The organism is Mycolicibacterium aurum (assembly GCF_900637195.1).
GTDB classification, from domain to species: Bacteria; Actinomycetota; Actinomycetes; order Mycobacteriales; family Mycobacteriaceae; genus Mycobacterium; species Mycobacterium aurum.
Genome location: NZ_LR134356.1, coordinates 4580783 through 4598715, shown reverse-complemented (window position 1 = coordinate 4598715; position 17933 = coordinate 4580783). Strand labels below are relative to the sequence as shown.

The window sequence follows — 17933 nt, the reverse complement described above, 5'->3', positions numbered from 1 at the left end:
ATGCGCGTGACACGACAGATGGTGATCCAGCTCGCGATCTTCTCCCTGCTGGCCACAGTGGCCCTGGGGATCATGGTCTTCGGCTACATGCGCGTGCCCGCGATGGTCGGCATCGGCGAGTACAAGGTGACCCTCGAGCTGCCCGAGACCGGCGGCCTGTACCAGCGGAGCAACGTGACCTACCGCGGGTCCCAGGTCGGCATCGTCGACAGCGTGGACCTCACCGACACCGGTGTGCAGGCGGTGATGTCACTGAACTCGGACGTCAAGATCCCCGCCGACCTGATCGCCTCGGTGCGCAGCCAGTCGGCGGTCGGCGAGCAGTTCGTGGAGCTGGTGCCGCAGAGCGGTACCGGACCCGAACTCCGCGACGGAGACGTCATACCCCGGGACCGGGCGAGGGTGCCACCGGACGTCAACTCCGTCCTTGAACTCACCAACAGCGGTCTGCGGGCGATCCCGCAGGAGAACCTCAGGACCGTCATCGACGAGTCCTACCTCGCCGTCGGCGGGCTCGGTCCGGAACTGCGGCGGTTGGTCAACGGTGCGACGACGTTGTCGATCGACGCCAGGGCGAACCTGGATTCGCTGACGACCGTCATCGACCAGGTCCAGCCGGTGCTGGACTCCCAGACCGACACCTCGGGTTCCATCCAGGCGTGGGCGTCGAACCTGGCGAGCATCACCGGCCAGCTGCAGCGTGAAGACCAGTCGGTGTCGGGCGTGCTCAGCAGCGGGCCCGGTGCGGCCGAAGAGGTCCGAGCGCTGTTCGACCAGCTGCAGCCCACGCTGCCGATCGTGCTCGCCAACCTGGTCAGCGTCGGCGAGGTCGCGGTCACCTATCAACCGAACCTTGAGCAGCTGCTGGTGCTGCTTCCGCAGGGCACCGCGGTCACCCAGGCCGTCGGCGTCGCCAAGAACGGGACCAAACAGGACTACATGGGTGACTACCTCACCCTGAACCTCAATCTCAACATTCCGCCGCCGTGCAACACTGGCTTCCTGCCGCCCCAGCAGCAGCGGCCCCCGACGTTCGAGGATTACCCCGACCGGCCGGCGGGCGATGTGTACTGCCGCGTGCCGCAGGACGGCGCGTTCAACGTGCGCGGCGCGCGCAACATCCCGTGCGTGACGGTGCCGGGTAAGCGCGCACCCACCGCGAAGATGTGTGAGAGCAGCGAGAATTACGTGCCGTTGAACGACGGATACAACTGGAAGGGCGACCCGAACGCGACGTTGTCCGGGCAGGCAGTGCCGCAGTTGCCGCCCGGCTCACCGCCTGCAGACGTGCCTCCGCCGCCGGGGCCTGCTCCGCCACCGGTAGCGGCCGCCGAATACGATCCGGCGAACGGCACGTACGTTGGACCGGACGGACGTGTCTACACACAGTCCAATCTGGCCCAGGGGCCCACAGAGGAGCGAACATGGCAGACGATGCTGCTGCCCCCGACGGGGAACTGACGAAGCCGGACAGCTCGGCTTCGGAGGGCAAGTCCAGCGCCGTCGAACCACAGTCGGAAGCCGTCGATGAGGCAACCACCGACGCCGAAGTCACCGAAGACGCCGACGTCACCGACGACGCCGACGTCGTCGAGGACACGGACGCCGATCCGGACGACGCGGAGGCGACGGCCGACGTCGCTCCGGCCCGCACCCCGATGTCGCATGTCAAGCTGGCGCTGATCGCGGGCATCGTCGGCGTGCTGGCGCTGGCGAGCCTCGCCGGCTGGCTGGGTTACCGGACCTATGAGTCCAACCGCGCCGAGGAACAGCGCGCCGTCTTCCTGCAGGTGGGCCGTCAGGGCGCGCTGAACCTCACCACGATCGACTGGCAGAGCGCCGAGGCCGACGTCCAGCGGATCCTCGACTCGGCGACCGGCACCTTCTACGACGACTTCCAGCAGCGGGCAGAGCCGTTCGTCCAAGTGGTCAAGCAGGCGCAGTCGAAATCCGTCGGCACCGTTGCCGAGGCCGGTCTGGAATCCGCCAGCGCGGACGAGGCTCAGGTTCTCGTCGCGGTGACGGTACAGACGACCAACGCGGGCGCACCCGAACCTCAGCCGCGGGCATGGCGGATGCGGATCTCGGTTCAGGAAATCGACGGCCAGGCCAAGGTGTCGAACGTGGAGTTCGTGCCGTGACCAAAGACGTGAGAGACGACGACACAAAAAACGACGAGGCAGCAGCGATCGTGCAGGACGACGACACCAAGGACGACACCAGGGACGACGTCAAAGACGACACCGGGACCGAAACCGAGGCCGACGCCGACGTGGCCGTCGAGGACGAGATCGGCGATCCGGACGTCGAAGAGTCCGAGACCGGCGACCGGCCCGCGGTCCCCGCCAAGGACGGCATTGCGTGGTCGCGCGTCATCGCGTTCATCGTGCTGCCCGCGCTGGCACTGGTCCTCGCGGCCGGTGCCGGATATCTGAAGTGGATGGACAACTCCGTCCGCAACAGCGAGCTGGCCGCCGTCACCTCGGTGCAGGCCGCGCGCGACGGCACGATCGCGCTGCTGTCCTACACGCCCGCCGAGGTCGAGCAACAGCTCGGTGCGGCCCGGGATCTGCTGACCGGCGAGTTCCGGGACTCCTACACATCGTTGACAAACGACGTGGTGATTCCCGGCGCCAGGGAGAAGCAGATCGCGGCGGTCGCGTCGGTGCCCGCGGCGGCATCGGTGTCGGCGACGCCCGACGAGGCGGTGGTCCTCCTCTTCGTGAACCAGACGGTGACGGTGGGACCAGACGCGCCTACCGACACCGCGTCGAGCGTGCGCGTGACGCTGGAGAAGCACGGCGACCGCTGGCTGATCTCGAAGTTCGACCCGGTGTAAGAGCCGCCCGAGCCTGAGACACATGGTGCCGCGGCGGCTCGCAGCGGTCGACGCCCAGATGTACTGGATGTCGGCGGCGGTCCCCAGCGACCAATTCCTGCTGTACGCGTTCGACGGTGCGACTGCCGACCTGGATCGGGTGGTCGGCACCCTGATGGACAGGGCGCGGGAGTGCGACGATCTGAGACTGCGCATCGATGACGCCGCGTTCTGGACGTATCCGGTCTGGCAGCAGCGGCCGGTCGGTATGGACCAGTTCGTTGTGCACGACGACGCCGGTGCCGCGTGGCCAGATCTGTTGGCGGCGGTGACGGCACTGGTCGGCGACCAGCTCGATGCCCGCGCGATGACGTGGCGGCTGCACATCTTTCCCGCCGTCGACGACGTACCGGGCTGTGCCGGTGCCGCGACCGTGGTGGTCGTGCAGATCAGCCACGCACTCGGCGACGGCATCCGGTCCTCCGCGATGGCGGCCCACCTCTTGGGCCGGTCCGGCCCACTACCGCGGGTCACGCCGGTGCGGTCACATCCAGGGTTGCTTGCCTCTCGTGCGGTCGGTGCGGCACGGGCGCATCGGCGGCTTGTTCGCGATACCGACGCGGGACTCGTTCCGCCGCCGTCTATTCCGCGGCCCCCGCTGCGCACCAACGCGCGACCCGCCGGTGCGCGGAAGCTGCGCGTCGTGGTCCGTCCACGACGCCGGTCCCGCGGGGCGCCCACGGTCACCGTCGGCGTGCTCTCCGCGATATCGGGTGCGCTGGCTGCTCACCTGCGCGCACTGGGCGACGACCCCTCGCAACTGGGCGCCGAAGTGCCCATGGCGAACTCAGGATCCCGACCCGCCAACAACCACTTCGGCAACGTCACCGTCGGGCTGTACCCGGATCTGGCGGCCGGACCGCGGGAGTCCGCGATCGCCGCGGATCTGCAGCAGCGCCGCCGCCGGTCCGGGCATGCGGCGATGCCGGCCGAACGCGCAGCGCTCGCGGCCGTTCCCGCTCCGGTACTTCGTTGGGGCGTCGGCAAATTCGATCCGGACGCCCGTGCGGCCACGGTCTCGGGCAACACGGTGGTGTCCAGTGTCAATCGCGGCGCCTGCGACCTGCGGTTCGGCGGAGCGCCCGTCGTCTTGACCACAGGCCTGCCGGGGCTCTCGCCGATGATGGGTCTGACGCACGGCGTGCACGGCATCGGTGACACCGTCGCGGTGAGTGTCCACGCGGCCGAGTCCGCGATCGGCGACATCGACGCCTACATCGAGCGTCTGGAATGGGAACTGGGCTAGCTGTCCGGGCCGGTGCGCCTAGCCCGCGGCGACGCTGGCGACAACCTTCTCCATCGACTGCGCCGCCGCGTCTCGGTCGTCGCCCATGCCCACCAGGGTGTCGATGATCAGCGGCCCCAGGATCTGGCTGAGGCCGTGGCCCTCGTTGCCGAAGAAGCCCGCCATCTCCAGCATCACCGCGCCGTGGTTGATGCTCCACAGCCGGCCTGCCACGGCGACCTCGTCGTCGTCGCGAATCCGGCCCGCGGCCATCATCCGGCGCACTGCGGTGTGCAGCGCCCCGAACGACGTCGCCCATTCGGCACGGTTGGTCGCGGTGCCCGTGACGGTGATGTCCGAGCGGAACTTTGCGAGCGAGGCCGGTACCGCCGCACCGAACATCGCCTGGTATCGCTGGGGATTGGCGAGGGCGAAGCGATGGTAGGCCAAGCCCATCGCGAAGAAGTCGGCTACGGGATCGTCGGTGTGGGGGACCTCGGTCAGCGCCTGGGTGAAGCGGACGAACGCTTCGATGGCGATCGCGTCCAGCAGTTCGGTCATACCCCCGAAGTGGGTGTAGAGGGCCATCGTCGACGTCCCCGCCGCGGCGGCGACGCTGCGCGCGCTCAGTGCGGCAAGCCCGTCGCGTTCCATCATCTGCACCCCGGCCGCGACAAGTCTGTCCCGCACGGCCTCCGGTTCTGCACGCATCGTTGCCATGGTGCCATAACGGTGTTATACAAGACGTGCTTATAACGCTGTTATACGGAGGTTCGGCGATGGCGAACAAGTATCTGGAGGGCGCTCTGGCGCCGATATCCCAGGAGTACACGCTGACCGACCTCGCGGTGACGGGGCGGATCCCGGACTATCTGGACGGGCGCTATCTGCGCAACGGACCCAACCCGATCGGCGAGATCGATCCCGAGCTCTATCACTGGTTCCTCGGTGACGGCATGGTGCACGGCATGCGGATCCGTGACGGCCGCGCCGAGTGGTACCGCAACCGCTGGGTCCGCGGGCCGCAGGCGGCGCGGCTGCTGGGCGAGCCGGAGCCGCAGCGCAATGCCGGAGTGTCCTCGGTCGCGGCCAACACCAACGTGATCGCGCACGCGGGAAGGATTCTGGCGATCATCGAAGGGGGCGCGGCCAATTACGAGCTGACCGACGAACTCGACACGGTCGGAGTGTGCGATTTCGACGGAACGCTGACCGGGGGATACACCGCCCACCCCAAGCGGGATCCGGACACCGGTGAACTGCACGCCGTCTCCTACAGCATGATGCGCGGAAACACCGTGCAGTACTCGGTGATCGGCACCGACGGCCGTGCCCGGCGCACCGTGGACGTCGAGGTCGGCGGCGCTCCGATGATGCACGACTTCTCGCTGACCGAACGGCACGTGGTGTTCTACGACCTGCCCGTCACGTTCGACCCGCGCCGGGCGGTCGCGATGTCTGTTCCGCGTGCTCTGCAGCTGCCGGCCCGACTTCTGTTGTCCGCGTTGATCGGTCGCGTGCGTATCCCCGACCCGATCGCAGCGCGCAGCCCGAAGTCGACGACAGCCGAGTACAACTTCCCCTACTCGTGGAATCCGCGTTACCCTGCCCGGGTCGGCGTCATGCCCCGCGAGGGTGGCAACGCCGACGTCCGCTGGTTCGAGGTCGAGCCGTGCTACGTCTTCCATCCGATGAACGCCTACGATTCGCCGACCGACGACACTGTCGTCCTCGACGTGGTCCGGCACCCGAAGATGTTCGCCACCGATCTGCGCGGGCCGGACGAAGGCCCGCCGACGCTGGAGCGGTGGACGGTCGATCTGGCGGCAGGCAAGGTGCGGGAGTCGCGCATCGACGATCGTGCCCAGGAGTTCCCGCGGGTCGACGAACGACTGGTGGGCAAGCGCCATCGGTACGGCTACGCGCCGCACTTCGTCGACGGCATCTCCGGCGGCGCCTCCGGCGACTGCCTGCTCAAGCACGACTTCGTCGGCGGCGGCAACGTCACGCGTTCCTTCGGGGTGGGAAAGTCGCTGGGGGAGTTCGTCTTCCACCCGTCGTCGCCGGACGCCGCCGAAGACGACGGCGTGCTCATGGGCTACGTGTACGACCGGGCGAACGACCGCAGTGCGCTGGCCATCCTCGATGCGGCCACGCTCGAGGACGTCGCGGCCGTCGCCCTGCCGCACCGGGTCCCAGCTGGTTTCCACGGAAACTGGGTTCCTGCTGCATGACCCGTTCTGGGTAGACCTACTCAAGCGGTCGCCACGCCGCAGGGTGAGACTTGCCGATATGTGGTGTGGGCAGATGCGTCGGATTGCTGCGATGGTCATGGTCGCGATCACCATCGTCGGCTGCACGCCCGACCGCAGTGCGGACGCCGACCGGATCAGGGTCGAGCTGCAGGGCATGCCCGGCGTGGCGGCGATGAATGTCGCCTACATCAACGACTTCGAGAACGGTGCCAACCTCAGCATCGACCTGGACATGACGCGGGCGACAGAACCCGAGATCGGCGCGGCCGCGCACCGCGTCGAGGAACTGGTCGGCACCCAGTTCAGCGACCACCGCCAGAAGACGACGATCACCGTCGCCGACCGGGCCGGCATCGAATACAGCGCAGGCAAATCGCCGGAGTACATCGTCACCGTCGCACAACTGCTACGCGGCCTGCGGGTCCGCAGCGGCGCCGGGACGATCGAGTGGCTGCAGGTGGGCGGGCCGCCGAACCTGGAGATCTGGGACTCACCCGAGCCCGACGCAGATCTGCGGGCTGCGCTGGGTGGCCTGTCCACCGTCGTACCCACACCCGCCGACGGAGTCGTCTACGTCAGGTCGGGCGCCTATCGGGAACGGAGCGGCTGGAACGTCGCGCTGCCGTTGACCCACGCCCAGATGGACATGATCGTCGGTCAGCGGGACCGGTTGCCCGTCATCGTCTTTCAGGTCGACGTCCTCGCCGCAGCAATCAGTGGCCTGACTGTTGACCTGGGCGCGCCAGACGAGGCCTACGGGAACGCGCTCGCGGTCGTCGCCGCGGTGGCGCCGACCAGGGCTCATCCGGTCACCGTGGAATGGCGGATGACGGGCGACGCGCCCGCCGAGGTCGCGAGTTTCACCGCCTGTGCGCCCGCAGAGTTCGCACCGCCGCCGGTGTCGGGATTCGCCCAGCTCAAAGAGCGGCTGGAGGACCAGTTCGCCGGCTGCGGTCCGGCCTGATCAGCCAGGACTCATGAGTCCGCGCCTCGCGGAGCCATGCCCGAGCGTGAGAGGGGGGTGAGCGGTGACGTGACAGATGTTCTAAGTTCTGTTACATGACTGCCTACGACGTCGGAGTCCTGATCCTGCGTGTGGTGCTCGGCCTGACCATGGCCGCCCACGGTTACAACAAGTTCTTCGGCAAGGGCGGGCTGGCGGGAACCGCCGGCTGGTTCGACAGCATGGGGATGAAGCCCGGCATGTTCCACGCCCGGGTCGCGGCGACCACCGAGATGGCTGCCGGGCTGGGCCTGGCCGTCGGTCTGCTCACCCCCGTTCCGGCCGCCGGCTTCGTCGCGCTGATGTTCGTGGCGGCGTGGACCGTGCACAAGGACAACGGCTTCTTCATCGTCAAGGAGGGGTACGAGTACAACCTGGTGCTGGCGGCGTCGGCCGTGGGCATCGCGACCATCGGTGCGGGCCGGCTCAGCCTCGACCACCTGCTGTTCTCCGGCAGCGGCGTCTACGACTACCTGCACGGCTGGTGGGGTCTGCTGATCGCGTTGGTGCTGGGACTGGCCGGCGGCATCGGCCAGCTGGTGATCTTCTACCGCCCACCGGCCAAGACGGGGGCGTAGCGGCTCCGCGGGCGGGGGCACTGCCCGCGAGCAGACGCAAACTCGCACGCTCGGGCCGAAATCATGCGATTTCGTGTCTGTTCGCGCCAGTTGAACTGGAACACGTTCTAGTCTGACCGGCATGGGTTTTCTCAAGCAGGACGCGCCCGTCGTCGACTACGCCGAATGGAGCAAGGGCACCCGGGCCGAACGGATCATCCCCATGGCCCGGCATTGGGCCGAGGTCGGCTTCGGCACGCCGGTGGTCATGCACCTCTTCTACGTGGTGAAGATCCTCCTGTACGCCCTGGTGGCGTGGCTCATCGTGCTGAGCACGGCCGGGATCGACGGCTTCACGAACGTGGCGGCCTGGTACCACGAACCGATCGTGTACCAGAAAGTCGTCCTCTACACGATGCTGTTCGAGATCGTCGGGCTCGGCTGCGGGTTCGGACCGCTGAACAACCGCTTCTTCCCGCCGATGGGCTCGGTGCTGTACTGGTTGCGGCCCAAGACCATTCGGTTGCCGCCATGGCCCGACCGCGTTCCGCTGACGAGGGGGGACTCGCGAACGCCGCTGGACGTCGCGCTCTACGGCGCCCTGCTGGTGGTTCTCCTCATCGCTCTGTTCTCGGATGGCACCGGCCCTATTCCGGAGATCGGCTCCGAGGTCGGCGTGCTGCCGGTGTGGCAGACCGTGGCGATCGTGGTGTTGTTGGCTGTCGCCGGTCTGCGGGACAAGGTGCTGTTCCTGGCTGCCCGAGGCGAGGTGTACGGCTCGCTGGCGGTGTGCTTCCTGTTCAGCGGGGCGGACATCATCATCGCCGCCAAGCTGGTGTGTCTGGTGATCTGGATCGGCGCGGCCACGTCGAAGCTGAACAAGCACTTCCCGTTCGTCATCTCGACGATGATGAGCAACAACCCGGTGATGCGCCCTAAGTGGATCAAGCGAAAGTTCTTCGAGCACTTCCCCGATGATCTGCGTCCCGGTCGGGCGTCGCGGGTGCTGGCCCACTTCAGCACCGCGATCGAGATGCTCGTGCCGCTGGTGCTGTTCTTCTCCCACGGCGGGTGGGTGACGGCCGTCGCCGCGTTCGTGATGATCTGCTTCCACTTCGGCATCCTGTCGGCGATCCCGATGGGCGTGCCGCTGGAATGGAACGTCTTCATGATGTTCAGCGTTCTCGCGCTGTTCGTCGGCAATGCCGGAGTGGGCCTCGGGGATCTGCAGAGTCCCTGGCCCATTGTGCTGTTCGCCGTCGTCGCGGGCACGGTGGTGGTCGGAAACCTGTTTCCGCGCAAGGTCTCCTTCCTGCCCGGGATGCGGTATTACGCCGGCAACTGGGATACCTCGCTGTGGTGTGTGAAACCGTCGGCGGCGGAGAAGATCAGCACGGGCATCGTCGCGATCGCTGCGATGCCGGCCGCACAGATGGAGAAGTTCTACGGCAGCAAGGAAACTGCCGAGATGTACCAGTACATGGGGTACGCATTCCGGTCGTTCAACACCCACGGCCGGGCGATGTTCACGTTGGCGCACCGGACCATGGCCGGATACAACGAGGACGACTATGTGCTGACCGACGGTGAGCGGATCTGCAGCACCGCGATCGGATGGAACTTCGGCGACGGCCACATGCACAACGAGCAGTTGATCGCCGCCCTGCAGAAGCGGTGCCACTTCGAGCCGGGCGAGGTGCGGGTGCTGTTGCTCGACGCGCAGCCGATCCACAAGCAGCGCCAGGAGTACCGCCTCGTCGATGCCGCCACAGGCGAGTTCGAACGCGGTTACGTAATGGTCGCCGACATGGTCACGCGCCAACCGTGGGACGACACGGTGCCGGTGCAGGTGACGTGGAGCAAGGGCGGCGCCGACGCGCCCTGAGCTTTCCCGTCATCGCGGGTGGAATGCGGCGGCGAAAGTCGCATTCTGCAGACGCCTACCCGAACGTCCGCTGCACAAGGTGGATTTCGCCGCGGTAGCCGTCATCCGCCGCGCGATGGCTGACCCTCAGCCCATCACGTCGCGGACGGGCACACTCTCCAGGCCCGTCAGCAGCAACTCCCGTGACGTATCGAGGTGTTTGCGCCAGTGCGCCTCGGCGCCCGGGGCGTCACCCGCGCGCAGGAACTGCATGAGCTTGCGATACGACCGCATCAGCTTCTCGTAGTCGGCCTTCGAGACCGGGCGACGTTCTTTGAACACGAAAGCCGTGTGCCTGACCGTGATCTCGTGCAGCATCCCAGCGACGATGGCCAGCGTGGCATTGCCCGACAGCTGCACCACGCGCAAATGAAAGGCACCCGTGGCCTCGGCGAGCCGCGCCGACTGATGACCGTCGGCGACGAGAACTTCGAGCATCTGCTCGAGCTCGTCGAACGCCGCGGCCGTACCGGACTCGGCGAGCAGGCGCGCGGCCATCGGCTCGATGCCCGACTTCGCGGTCAGCAGATCGGCGATCGTCGCGCCCGACAGTTCCAGCAGCAGCCCTGCCGGCCGGGCCACCACCTCGGGGCCGGGCACCCGGACCCGAGCACCGGTGCGCGATCCTCGGCGCACTTCCACCAGACGCTCGGACTCCAGTACCCGGACGGCTTCCCGCAGCGTCGGGCGGCTCACGCCGAAGTGCGCCATCAGCTCCGCCTCGTTGGGCAGGAAGTCGCCGTCCTGCAGCTGCCCTTCGACGACCATCCGGCGCAGCGTGCCTGCGACCAGCTCGGCGGTCTTGGGGGAGCGCACGGCAGCGCGCGACGCGACCGCGTCCGGCCCGATCATCGGGGCCAGCGGTGTATTGCGAGCCACTGCACCCTCCTCGCGGGTCGACCTCGTGCACCTCAGCTGTGCAACTCAGTAAACCATGTGGGGTCAGCGCCGAATGTCCGAACGGCATCCGTGCAGGTGGACGTCGATTGTGCCAGCTCACCGGGGTCGTGACGAATCTGCGCCGGACACTTGGAGATCGCCGAAGCTGTCGCCGCGCGCATGGCAGGGTAGCCGCATGCCACAGGAGTTGACGGCCGACGAGGCTGCTGCGCGACTGCGAACCACCGACACGCTGGGCATCCCGCTCGGGCCCGGCCAACCGCCGGCACTGCTGCGCGCTCTCGGCGAGCGCGACGACTGGACCGACCTGCGCGTCTACGGCGCGCTCCTGGCCGTCGGCACCGACCTGTTCTCGCGTGGAGGCGTGCACTACCTGTCGGGCTTCTTCGGTCCGCTGGAGCGGGCGCTGCGCGACAGCGGCGCCGATATCGAGTTCACGCCTGCGGACTTCCGGAGGTTCGGGCCCTTGCTCGAACGGCAGGCGCCGCGCGTGATGACGACGGTCGCGGCGCCGCCCGACGCTGACGGCTGGTGCTCGCTGTCACTGCATGCGGGCGGCACCATCGACGAACTGCGCCGCGCGGGCGCCGATCCCGATCGTGTGCTCGTCGTCGAGGTCTCGGAGGCGTACCCGAGGACCTTCGGGTTGGGCACGCAACACCGCCACGCACTGCACGTCGATGAGATCGACATCCTGGTGCACTCCACCGACGCGCCGCTCTCTCTGCCCGCACCGCCACCGAGCGACGCGGACAAGGCGATCGCCCGGCACGCGGTCTCCTTCATCCGCCCCGGAGCGACGCTGCAGACCGGGATCGGCTCGATCCCGAGCCAGATCGCCACGCTGCTGGCCGAGGGGGACGGCGGCGACTACGGGCTGCACAGTGAGATGTTCACCGACGGCTGTATGCAGCTGCACCGGGCCGGCAAGGTGTCCAACGCCCGCAAGGGCCTCTATGACGGCGTCAGCGTGACGACGTTCGCGTTCGGGTCACCGGAGCTCTACACGTGGCTGGACGGCAACGCCGACGTCGCCTTCCTGCCGGTCGAGATCGTCAACTCGCCCGAGGTGATCGCCGCCAACCGCAGCATGATCTCGATCAACGGCGGACTTGCCGTCGACATCCACGGTCAGGTCGTGGCCGACACCATCAACGGCAACCAGTTCAGCGGGATCGGCGGCGCGGAGGACTTCGTGGCGGGCGCAGGCCTGGAGCTGACGGACCGGTCGCTGATCTGCCTGCCGTCGACGTTCGGCGAGGAGGGCGACCTGAAGTCACGGATCGTGCCGTGGTTCGGGCCGGGAGCGGTGATCACGACGCCGCGTCATCATGTCGACGTCATCATCACCGAGTTCGGCGCGGCGGAGTTGGAAGGATTGACCGTGCGCCAACGCGGTGAGGCGCTCGCGGCCATTGCGCATCCGCAGTTCCGTGACGACCTGCTGTCGGCGTCCGAACGCGCCGCGAAGGGCCGTTCACCGGTCGCCGGATAGGAGGTCCCCGGAGTGGGACTGACACCTACCAACCAGTAGGTTGACCTAGTAAACCTTGTTCGTTTACGTTCGAGGAAAGACCCGTCAATGAAGGAGTATCTCCATGGCTGAAGCCGTCATCGTCGAGGCCGTTCGGTCGCCAGTCGGCAAGCGGAACGGCGGGCTGTCCGGCGTGCACCCGGGTGAACTGTCGGCGCAGGTGCTCAACGGCCTGGCCGAGCGTGCGGGCATCGACCCCGCGATCGTCGACGACGTGATCTGGGGGTGCGTGATGCAGGCCGGCGAGCAGGCGCTCGACATCGCGCGGACCGCCGTCCTGGCCGCGGGCTGGCCGGAGTCGGTGCCCGGCGTGACCGTGGACCGCCAGTGTGGGTCCAGCCAGCAGTCGGTGCACTTCGCTGCCGCCGGCGTGGTCGCGGGCCACTACGACGTCGTCATCGCCGGTGGCGTCGAGTCGATGTCCCGGGTACCCATGGGTTCCTCGCTGGCCAACGGCGGCCATCCCTACCCGGAGGCGTTCCGAGGCCGGTACAGCCAGACCCCGAACCAGGGCATCGGCGCCGAGATGATCGCCGACCAGTGGGGACTGAGCCGCACCGACCTGGATCAGTTCTCGCTCGGCTCACATGAAAAAGCCGCTGCAGCACAGGATTCCGGCGCTTTCGATGACCAGATCGTGGCCATCAAGGACCAGGACGGTAACCCCGTGCTCAAGGACGAGGGCATCCGTCGCGGCGGCACCATCGAGTCGATCGGCAAGATCAAGCCCGCCTTCAAGGAAGACGGCGTGATCCACGCGGGCAACAGCTCGCAGATCTCGGACGGCTCCGCCGCGCTGCTGTTCATGTCCGCCGAGAAGGCGAAGTCGCTGGGGCTCAAGCCCCTTGCCAAGGTGCACACCGCGGTGCTGGCCGGCGCCGACCCGGTGATCATGCTGACCGCGCCCATCCCGGCCACCCAGAAGGCGCTGCAGCGGTCCGGTCTCTCGCTGGACGAGATCGGGGTGTTCGAGGTCAACGAGGCCTTCGCGCCGGTGCCGATGGCATGGCTGAAGGACATCGGTGCAGACGAGAAGAAGGTGAACCCCAACGGGGGCGCCATCGCGCTCGGCCACCCGCTGGGTGGCTCCGGAGCCCGGATCATGACCACGATGCTCTACCACATGCGGGACAAGGGAATTCAGTACGGCCTGCAGACGATGTGTGAGGGCGGGGGCCAGGCCAACGCGACCATCCTGGAACTTCTGTGACCGACACCGGAGAGGCCGCCGCTCCGGGCGCTCTGGTCGAGCGCCGCGGCAAGGTCATGATCGTGACGATCAACCGTCCCGAGGCCCGCAACGCCATCAACGCCTCGGTGTCGATCGCGCTGGGTGACGCACTCGACGAGGCGCAGCGCGACCCCGACGTGTGGGTGGTCGTGGTCACCGGCTCGGGCGACAAATCCTTCTGTGCCGGAGCGGATTTGAAGGCGCTGTCACGCGGCGAGAACATCGGCCACCCCGACCATCCCAAGTGGGGCTTCGCCGGATACGTGCGCCACTTCATCGACAAGCCGACCATCGCGGCGGTCAACGGCACCGCGCTGGGCGGTGGCACCGAACTGGCGCTGGCCAGCGACCTGGTGGTGGCCGGGGAGAGCGCCAAGTTCGGGCTGCCCGAGGTGAAGCGCGGGTTGATCGCGGCCGCGGGCGGTGTCTTCCGCCTGGTCGACCAGATGCCCCGCAAGGTGGCGCTGCAGATGATGTTCACCGGAGAACCGATCACGTCGGCCGAGGCGCTGTCGTGGGGTCTGATCAACGAGGTGGTCCCCGACGGGACCGAGCTCGACGCCGCCCTGGCACTCGCCGAGCGGATCACGGTCAACGCCCCGCTGGCGGTTCAGGCCAGCAAGCGGGTCGCCGTCGGCTCCGACGACGGCATCGTGGCCGCCGATGAACCGGGCTGGTCCAGAACGATGCGGGAAGTAGGCGTCGTCTTCACCACCGAGGACGCCATGGAAGGGCCGCTGGCCTTCGCGCAGAAGCGCGCGCCGGTATGGAAGGCCAAGTAAGCCAAGTACGCCAACTGGAGGAACACACATGAAGCGAACGATCTACGACGCCGAGCACGAAGCCTTCCGGGACACTGTCCGCGGCTACATCGACAGCGAACTCGTCCCCAACGCCGAGAAGTGGGAGGCCGACCGCCTCGTCGACCGGTCGGCCTACGTGGCCGCGGGCAAGCACGGGCTCATCGGGTTCAACATGCCCGAGGAGTTCGGCGGTGGCGGAACCGATGACTTCCGGTTCAACGCGATCATCGACGAGGAGATCGCCAGAGCCGGGGTGCCCGGACCCGGGCTTAGCCTGCACAACGACGTCGTCGCGCCCTATTTCAAGGATCTCACCACCGACGAGCAGAAGCAGCGATGGCTGCCGGGGATCGCCAGTGGCGAGACGATCATCGCGGTCGCGATGACCGAACCCGGCGCGGGCAGCGACCTCGCGGGCATCCGCACGTCGGCCGTGCGCGACGGGGACGACTGGATTCTCAACGGCTCCAAGACCTTCATCTCGTCGGGCATCAACAGTGACCTCGTCGTCGTCGTCGCGCGCACCGATCCCGAGGCGGGCCACAAGGGCTTCACGCTTCTGGTGGTCGAGCGGGACATGCCCGGGTTCACGCGCGGCCGCAAGCTCGACAAGATGGGTATGCACGCCCAGGACACCGCCGAGCTGCACTTCGAGAACGTGCGGGTGCCGAACGCCAACGTGCTGGGCAAGGAGGGACGCGGCTTCTACCACCTGATGCAGAATCTGCCCTCAGAGCGGTTGTCGATCGCGATCTCCGCGATCGCCGGCGCGCGCGAAACCTGGCGTCAGACACTGCAATACGCCAAGGATCGCAAGGCCTTCGGGCAGTCGATCGGCAGCTTCCAGCACAACCGGTTCCTGCTCGCGGAGATGGACACCGAGCTCGACGTCACCGAGCAGTACGTGGACCGGTGCCTGCAGGCCATCGTCGACGGTGAACTGACCGCGGTCGAAGCCGCCAAGGCCAAATGGTGGGCGACCGAAGTCGCCAAGAAGGTCGTCGACCAGTGCGTGCAGCTGCACGGCGGCTACGGCTGGATGATGGAGTACCGCGTGTGCCGTGACTACGTCGACGGACGCATCATGACGATCTTCGGTGGCACGACGGAGATCATGAAAGAGATCATCGGCCGCGATCTGGGCCTCTGAGACAAGCGATTTCGGTGTAGTTGGTCAAGCTGATGTTGACCAACTACACCGAAGTCGTCAGCTGATGGGTGCTTCGGCGGCGGGCAGCGCCGGCGTGGTGGTCGCCGGAGTCGTGGTCTCCGCCGTGGTGGTGGTCTCGGTGGTGCTCGTCGTGGTCGGCGTGATCGGCGCGGGCGCCTCGGCCGGGTTCAGCACCGAGTCGATGATGTAGATCCGGGCGTTCTGCGCCGTGATGCCTCCGCAGACCACCTTGGCGGTCTCGTTGACCTGGATGTCGCCGCCGGAACCGGTCACCTCGACCTCGGTGCCCTCCTGCGTCGGACGCTGGCCCTTGACATCGTCGGGACCGAGCAGGCCGAGGAACGCGTGGTAGTACACCAGCGTGGTCAGCGCCGCGGCGTCGGTGCGCAGCACCTCGAGCTGCTCGGGCGGCAACGCCGCGAACGCCTCGTTGGTGGGCGCGAAGATCACGTAGGGGCCGTTGTCGAAGACGCCGGCCACGTTGACGGCCGGGTTCAGCTGGCCCGAGACGGCGGAGCTGAACGTCGAGATGTCGGGAATGCTGGACAGGGCGGTGCTGACGGGCAGGTTCGCCAGACCCTTCCAGTTCGGCAGAGCCTCCTTGAACGCGCCACAGTCGGGCCCCTGCGGGTCCGGGATTTCGACCACCGGGGCGGCCGGCTCGGCGTAGGCGTTGACGGCCAGCGGAACAGACATGGCGATCGCGGCGGCACTGAGGGCGACGCCGACGGCCTTGCTGGTGCGGGTCTTCACGTTGGGCTCCTTCACACTTGTCAATCGCCTGGATGGTATGTGCACGAATTGGTAACGACCAAGTCGAGAATGCGCGGCGACGGCGCGGACGAGGCCGCAACCACCCCTCTGAGCAGGGAGTTCGCAGTCAGGAAGTTTCCGGCAACAAGGTCGTGACAACCCGGGCCAACTCGTCGGCCATGCCCTCGAACGTCGCCGCCCCCGAACTGGCCTGCACCATGGCCCCCACCAGGCCGAACTCAAGCGTCTGAGCGACCTCCGGCCAGGCGTCGGAGCGCAGCACCGTGCGCACCCGCCGGTGCAGTTCGGCCTGAATGCGCCTGCGGATCGGCTGCACCGTCTTGTCCTGGGAGATCATCGCGCTCGAGCATGCTGCGGCCAGGCCCGGCCGGTCCGCCGGCAGCATCACCAGCTGGTGGAACAACGCCACCACCCGCGTGCGCGCGGACTCCTCCACGTCGACCGCCAGCGGCGCGTCGCGCAGCAATCCCAGGTAGACCTCGGCGACGATCGCGTCCTTGGACCGGAAATACGCACACAGGTCGCTGTGCGCAACCCCCGCCCGGTCCGCGATCTGGCGTGTGGTCAGGTCGTCGAAGGACTGGTCGCGCAACAGGTCCACGGTGGCGTCGAGGACGGCGCGCACCACGTCATGGTCGTCGCGGTCGCGATCACCATACGAGCGAAGGTAGATGACCTTCGCGGGTGGATTCACGCACTTGAGCCTAGGCTCGGCGCGCTCCGCGTGCAGAGTCGCTCCGAAAGGTCCCACAGGGTCAGCGCCCTGGATTCGTCCACCGCATACGGCGCGGCCTGCCGGATCGCGCAGTCGGACAGGTAGACCCCGCCCGCGCCGTCCAGGTCGTCGCTGACGGCCGCCCACACCTGCGTGGCGGCGCCGTGCTCGGGCGTCGTGAACTGCGTACGGAAGTCCGTCGGGGGCTCGGAGGTGTCCTTCTTCCGCGACGCCGCCGAGCGGTTGAGGCTGGCGAAGTCGTCATTGGTCATGTGCCGCGCCAGCGAGGTGGCCACGATCCCGGGGTGCACCGCGAACGCGCGGACACCGCTGTCGCGCAGTCTGCGGTCCAGTTCGACCGCGTGAAGGACGTTGGCGGTCTTGGAGGCGCCGTACGCCGCGAACTTGTCGTAGTCGCGGTGTTCGAAGTTGGGGTCGTCGAAGTCGACGTCGCTCATCCGGTGGCCCTCGGAGGACAGCACCACCACCCGGGCGCCGTCGGCGGCCACGAGCGCGGGGAACAGCAGCCGGGTGAATTCGAAGTGGCCCAGATGGTTTGTGCCGAATTGTGTTTCGAAGCCCTCGGCGGTTCGGCCGAAGGGGGTGAACATCACGCCTGCGTTGTTCATCAACACGTGGACCACGGGAGTCAGCTCGCTGATCTGCTCGGCGGCGGCCGCGACGCTGGCCAGCGACGTCAGGTCCAACGGCACCAGGGACAGGCGCGCGTCGGCGACCTCGGCGCGTACCCAGGTCTCGGTCTCGGCCAGCGCGTCGGCATTGCGTGCCGCCAAGATGACGTGCGCACCGGTGGCGGCCAAAGCCCTGGCGGATTCCCGGCCCAGGCCTGCTGAAGCGCCGGTGATGACGCAGGTCTTGCCGGTGAGGTCGATGCCGTCGACGATGTCGAGTGCAGTTGCTGACGTCGTTGTCACGTGCTGAGGATCGCACGTGGCGTCGCCG

At 67.6% G+C, this 17933-nt stretch carries 17 protein-coding genes; 12 read left to right on the top strand and 5 right to left on the bottom strand.

The genetic code is table 11. The features are described 5' to 3' along the window. The 4 genes from EL337_RS21540 to EL337_RS21525 are packed head-to-tail and all read left to right on the top strand — an operon-like array spanning window position 1 to window position 4124. Window positions 1-1461, top strand: coding sequence for an MCE family protein (locus EL337_RS21540; protein ID WP_048635339.1), 1461 nt, complete (start codon window positions 1-3; stop codon window positions 1459-1461). Next, a complete protein-coding gene (locus tag EL337_RS21535) occupies window positions 1425-2141 on the top strand; it encodes an Rv1363c family protein (protein ID WP_048635338.1) in 717 nt (238 codons plus the stop codon). Before EL337_RS21540 ends, EL337_RS21535 begins: the two co-directional genes overlap by 37 nt. Next, window positions 2138-2839, top strand: a complete 702-nt coding sequence (locus EL337_RS21530; RefSeq protein ID WP_170216929.1) for an Rv1363c family protein — start codon at window positions 2138-2140, stop codon at window positions 2837-2839. Before EL337_RS21535 ends, EL337_RS21530 begins: the two co-directional genes overlap by 4 nt. 22 nt (window positions 2840-2861) lie before the next feature. Further along, entirely contained in the window at window positions 2862-4124 is a 1263-nt protein-coding gene (locus tag EL337_RS21525; RefSeq protein ID WP_048635336.1) for a hypothetical protein, read from the top strand. Between the two features lie 18 nt (window positions 4125-4142). Here the strand turns inward: EL337_RS21525 and EL337_RS21520 are convergent, their stop codons facing one another. Then, window positions 4143-4814, bottom strand: coding sequence for a TetR/AcrR family transcriptional regulator (locus EL337_RS21520; RefSeq protein ID WP_048635335.1), 672 nt, complete (start codon window positions 4812-4814; stop codon window positions 4143-4145). Window positions 4815-4882: 68 nt separating this feature from the next. Between EL337_RS21520 and EL337_RS21515 the strand changes: the two genes are divergently transcribed. From EL337_RS21515 to EL337_RS21500, 4 genes are all read left to right on the top strand, one after another. Next, on the top strand, window positions 4883-6337 hold the full coding sequence (locus EL337_RS21515) for a carotenoid oxygenase family protein (RefSeq protein ID WP_048635334.1): 1455 nt from the start codon (window positions 4883-4885) through the stop codon (window positions 6335-6337). Between the two features lie 73 nt (window positions 6338-6410). After that, a complete protein-coding gene (locus tag EL337_RS21510; RefSeq protein ID WP_126316646.1) occupies window positions 6411-7322 on the top strand; it encodes a hypothetical protein in 912 nt (303 codons plus the stop codon). A gap of 95 nt (window positions 7323-7417) precedes the next feature. After that, window positions 7418-7939 carry a DoxX family protein gene (locus tag EL337_RS21505; protein WP_048635332.1) on the top strand — a complete coding sequence of 174 codons (522 nt, stop codon included), beginning with the start codon at window positions 7418-7420 and terminating at the stop codon, window positions 7937-7939. Between the two features lie 121 nt (window positions 7940-8060). Beyond that, a complete protein-coding gene (locus tag EL337_RS21500; RefSeq protein ID WP_048635331.1) occupies window positions 8061-9803 on the top strand; it encodes a DUF3556 domain-containing protein in 1743 nt (580 codons plus the stop codon). A 126-nt stretch (window positions 9804-9929) separates the two neighbouring features. Here the strand turns inward: EL337_RS21500 and EL337_RS21495 are convergent, their stop codons facing one another. Then, the gene (locus tag EL337_RS21495; protein ID WP_048635330.1) at window positions 9930-10721 is read right to left on the bottom strand and encodes a FadR/GntR family transcriptional regulator; all 792 of its coding nucleotides are present in this window, start codon (window positions 10719-10721) and stop codon (window positions 9930-9932) included. A 196-nt stretch (window positions 10722-10917) separates the two neighbouring features. Here EL337_RS21495 and EL337_RS21490 point away from each other — a divergent pair, with 196 nt between their 5' ends. The 4 genes from EL337_RS21490 to EL337_RS21475 all read left to right on the top strand — a co-directional run bounded on the left by EL337_RS21490 (window position 10918) and on the right by EL337_RS21475 (window position 15460). Next, on the top strand, window positions 10918-12237 hold the full coding sequence (locus EL337_RS21490) for an acetyl-CoA hydrolase/transferase family protein (RefSeq protein WP_048635329.1): 1320 nt from the start codon (window positions 10918-10920) through the stop codon (window positions 12235-12237). 103 nt (window positions 12238-12340) lie between these two features. Beyond that, a complete protein-coding gene (locus EL337_RS21485; protein WP_048635328.1) occupies window positions 12341-13486 on the top strand; it encodes a thiolase family protein in 1146 nt (381 codons plus the stop codon). 56 nt (window positions 13487-13542) lie between these two features. After that, the gene (locus EL337_RS21480) at window positions 13543-14289 is read left to right on the top strand and encodes an enoyl-CoA hydratase-related protein (protein WP_048635361.1); all 747 of its coding nucleotides are present in this window, start codon (window positions 13543-13545) and stop codon (window positions 14287-14289) included. A 28-nt stretch (window positions 14290-14317) separates the two neighbouring features. After that, window positions 14318-15460 (top strand): acyl-CoA dehydrogenase family protein, encoded by a 1143-nt coding sequence (locus tag EL337_RS21475; protein ID WP_048635327.1) that lies wholly within the window; start codon window positions 14318-14320, stop codon window positions 15458-15460. Window positions 15461-15517: 57 nt separating this feature from the next. On the opposite strand, the gene EL337_RS21470 is transcribed toward EL337_RS21475, so the two are convergent. From EL337_RS21470 to EL337_RS21460, 3 genes are all read right to left on the bottom strand, one after another. Next, the gene (locus tag EL337_RS21470) at window positions 15518-16234 is read right to left on the bottom strand and encodes a fasciclin domain-containing protein (protein ID WP_048635360.1); all 717 of its coding nucleotides are present in this window, start codon (window positions 16232-16234) and stop codon (window positions 15518-15520) included. A gap of 127 nt (window positions 16235-16361) precedes the next feature. Further along, entirely contained in the window at window positions 16362-16949 is a 588-nt protein-coding gene (locus EL337_RS21465) for a TetR/AcrR family transcriptional regulator (protein ID WP_048635326.1), read from the bottom strand. Continuing rightward, window positions 16946-17905 carry an SDR family NAD(P)-dependent oxidoreductase gene (locus EL337_RS21460; protein WP_048635325.1) on the bottom strand — a complete coding sequence of 320 codons (960 nt, stop codon included), beginning with the start codon at window positions 17903-17905 and terminating at the stop codon, window positions 16946-16948. The genes EL337_RS21465 and EL337_RS21460 overlap by 4 nt, the downstream gene beginning before the upstream one ends. Window positions 17906-17933 lie beyond the last annotated feature (28 nt).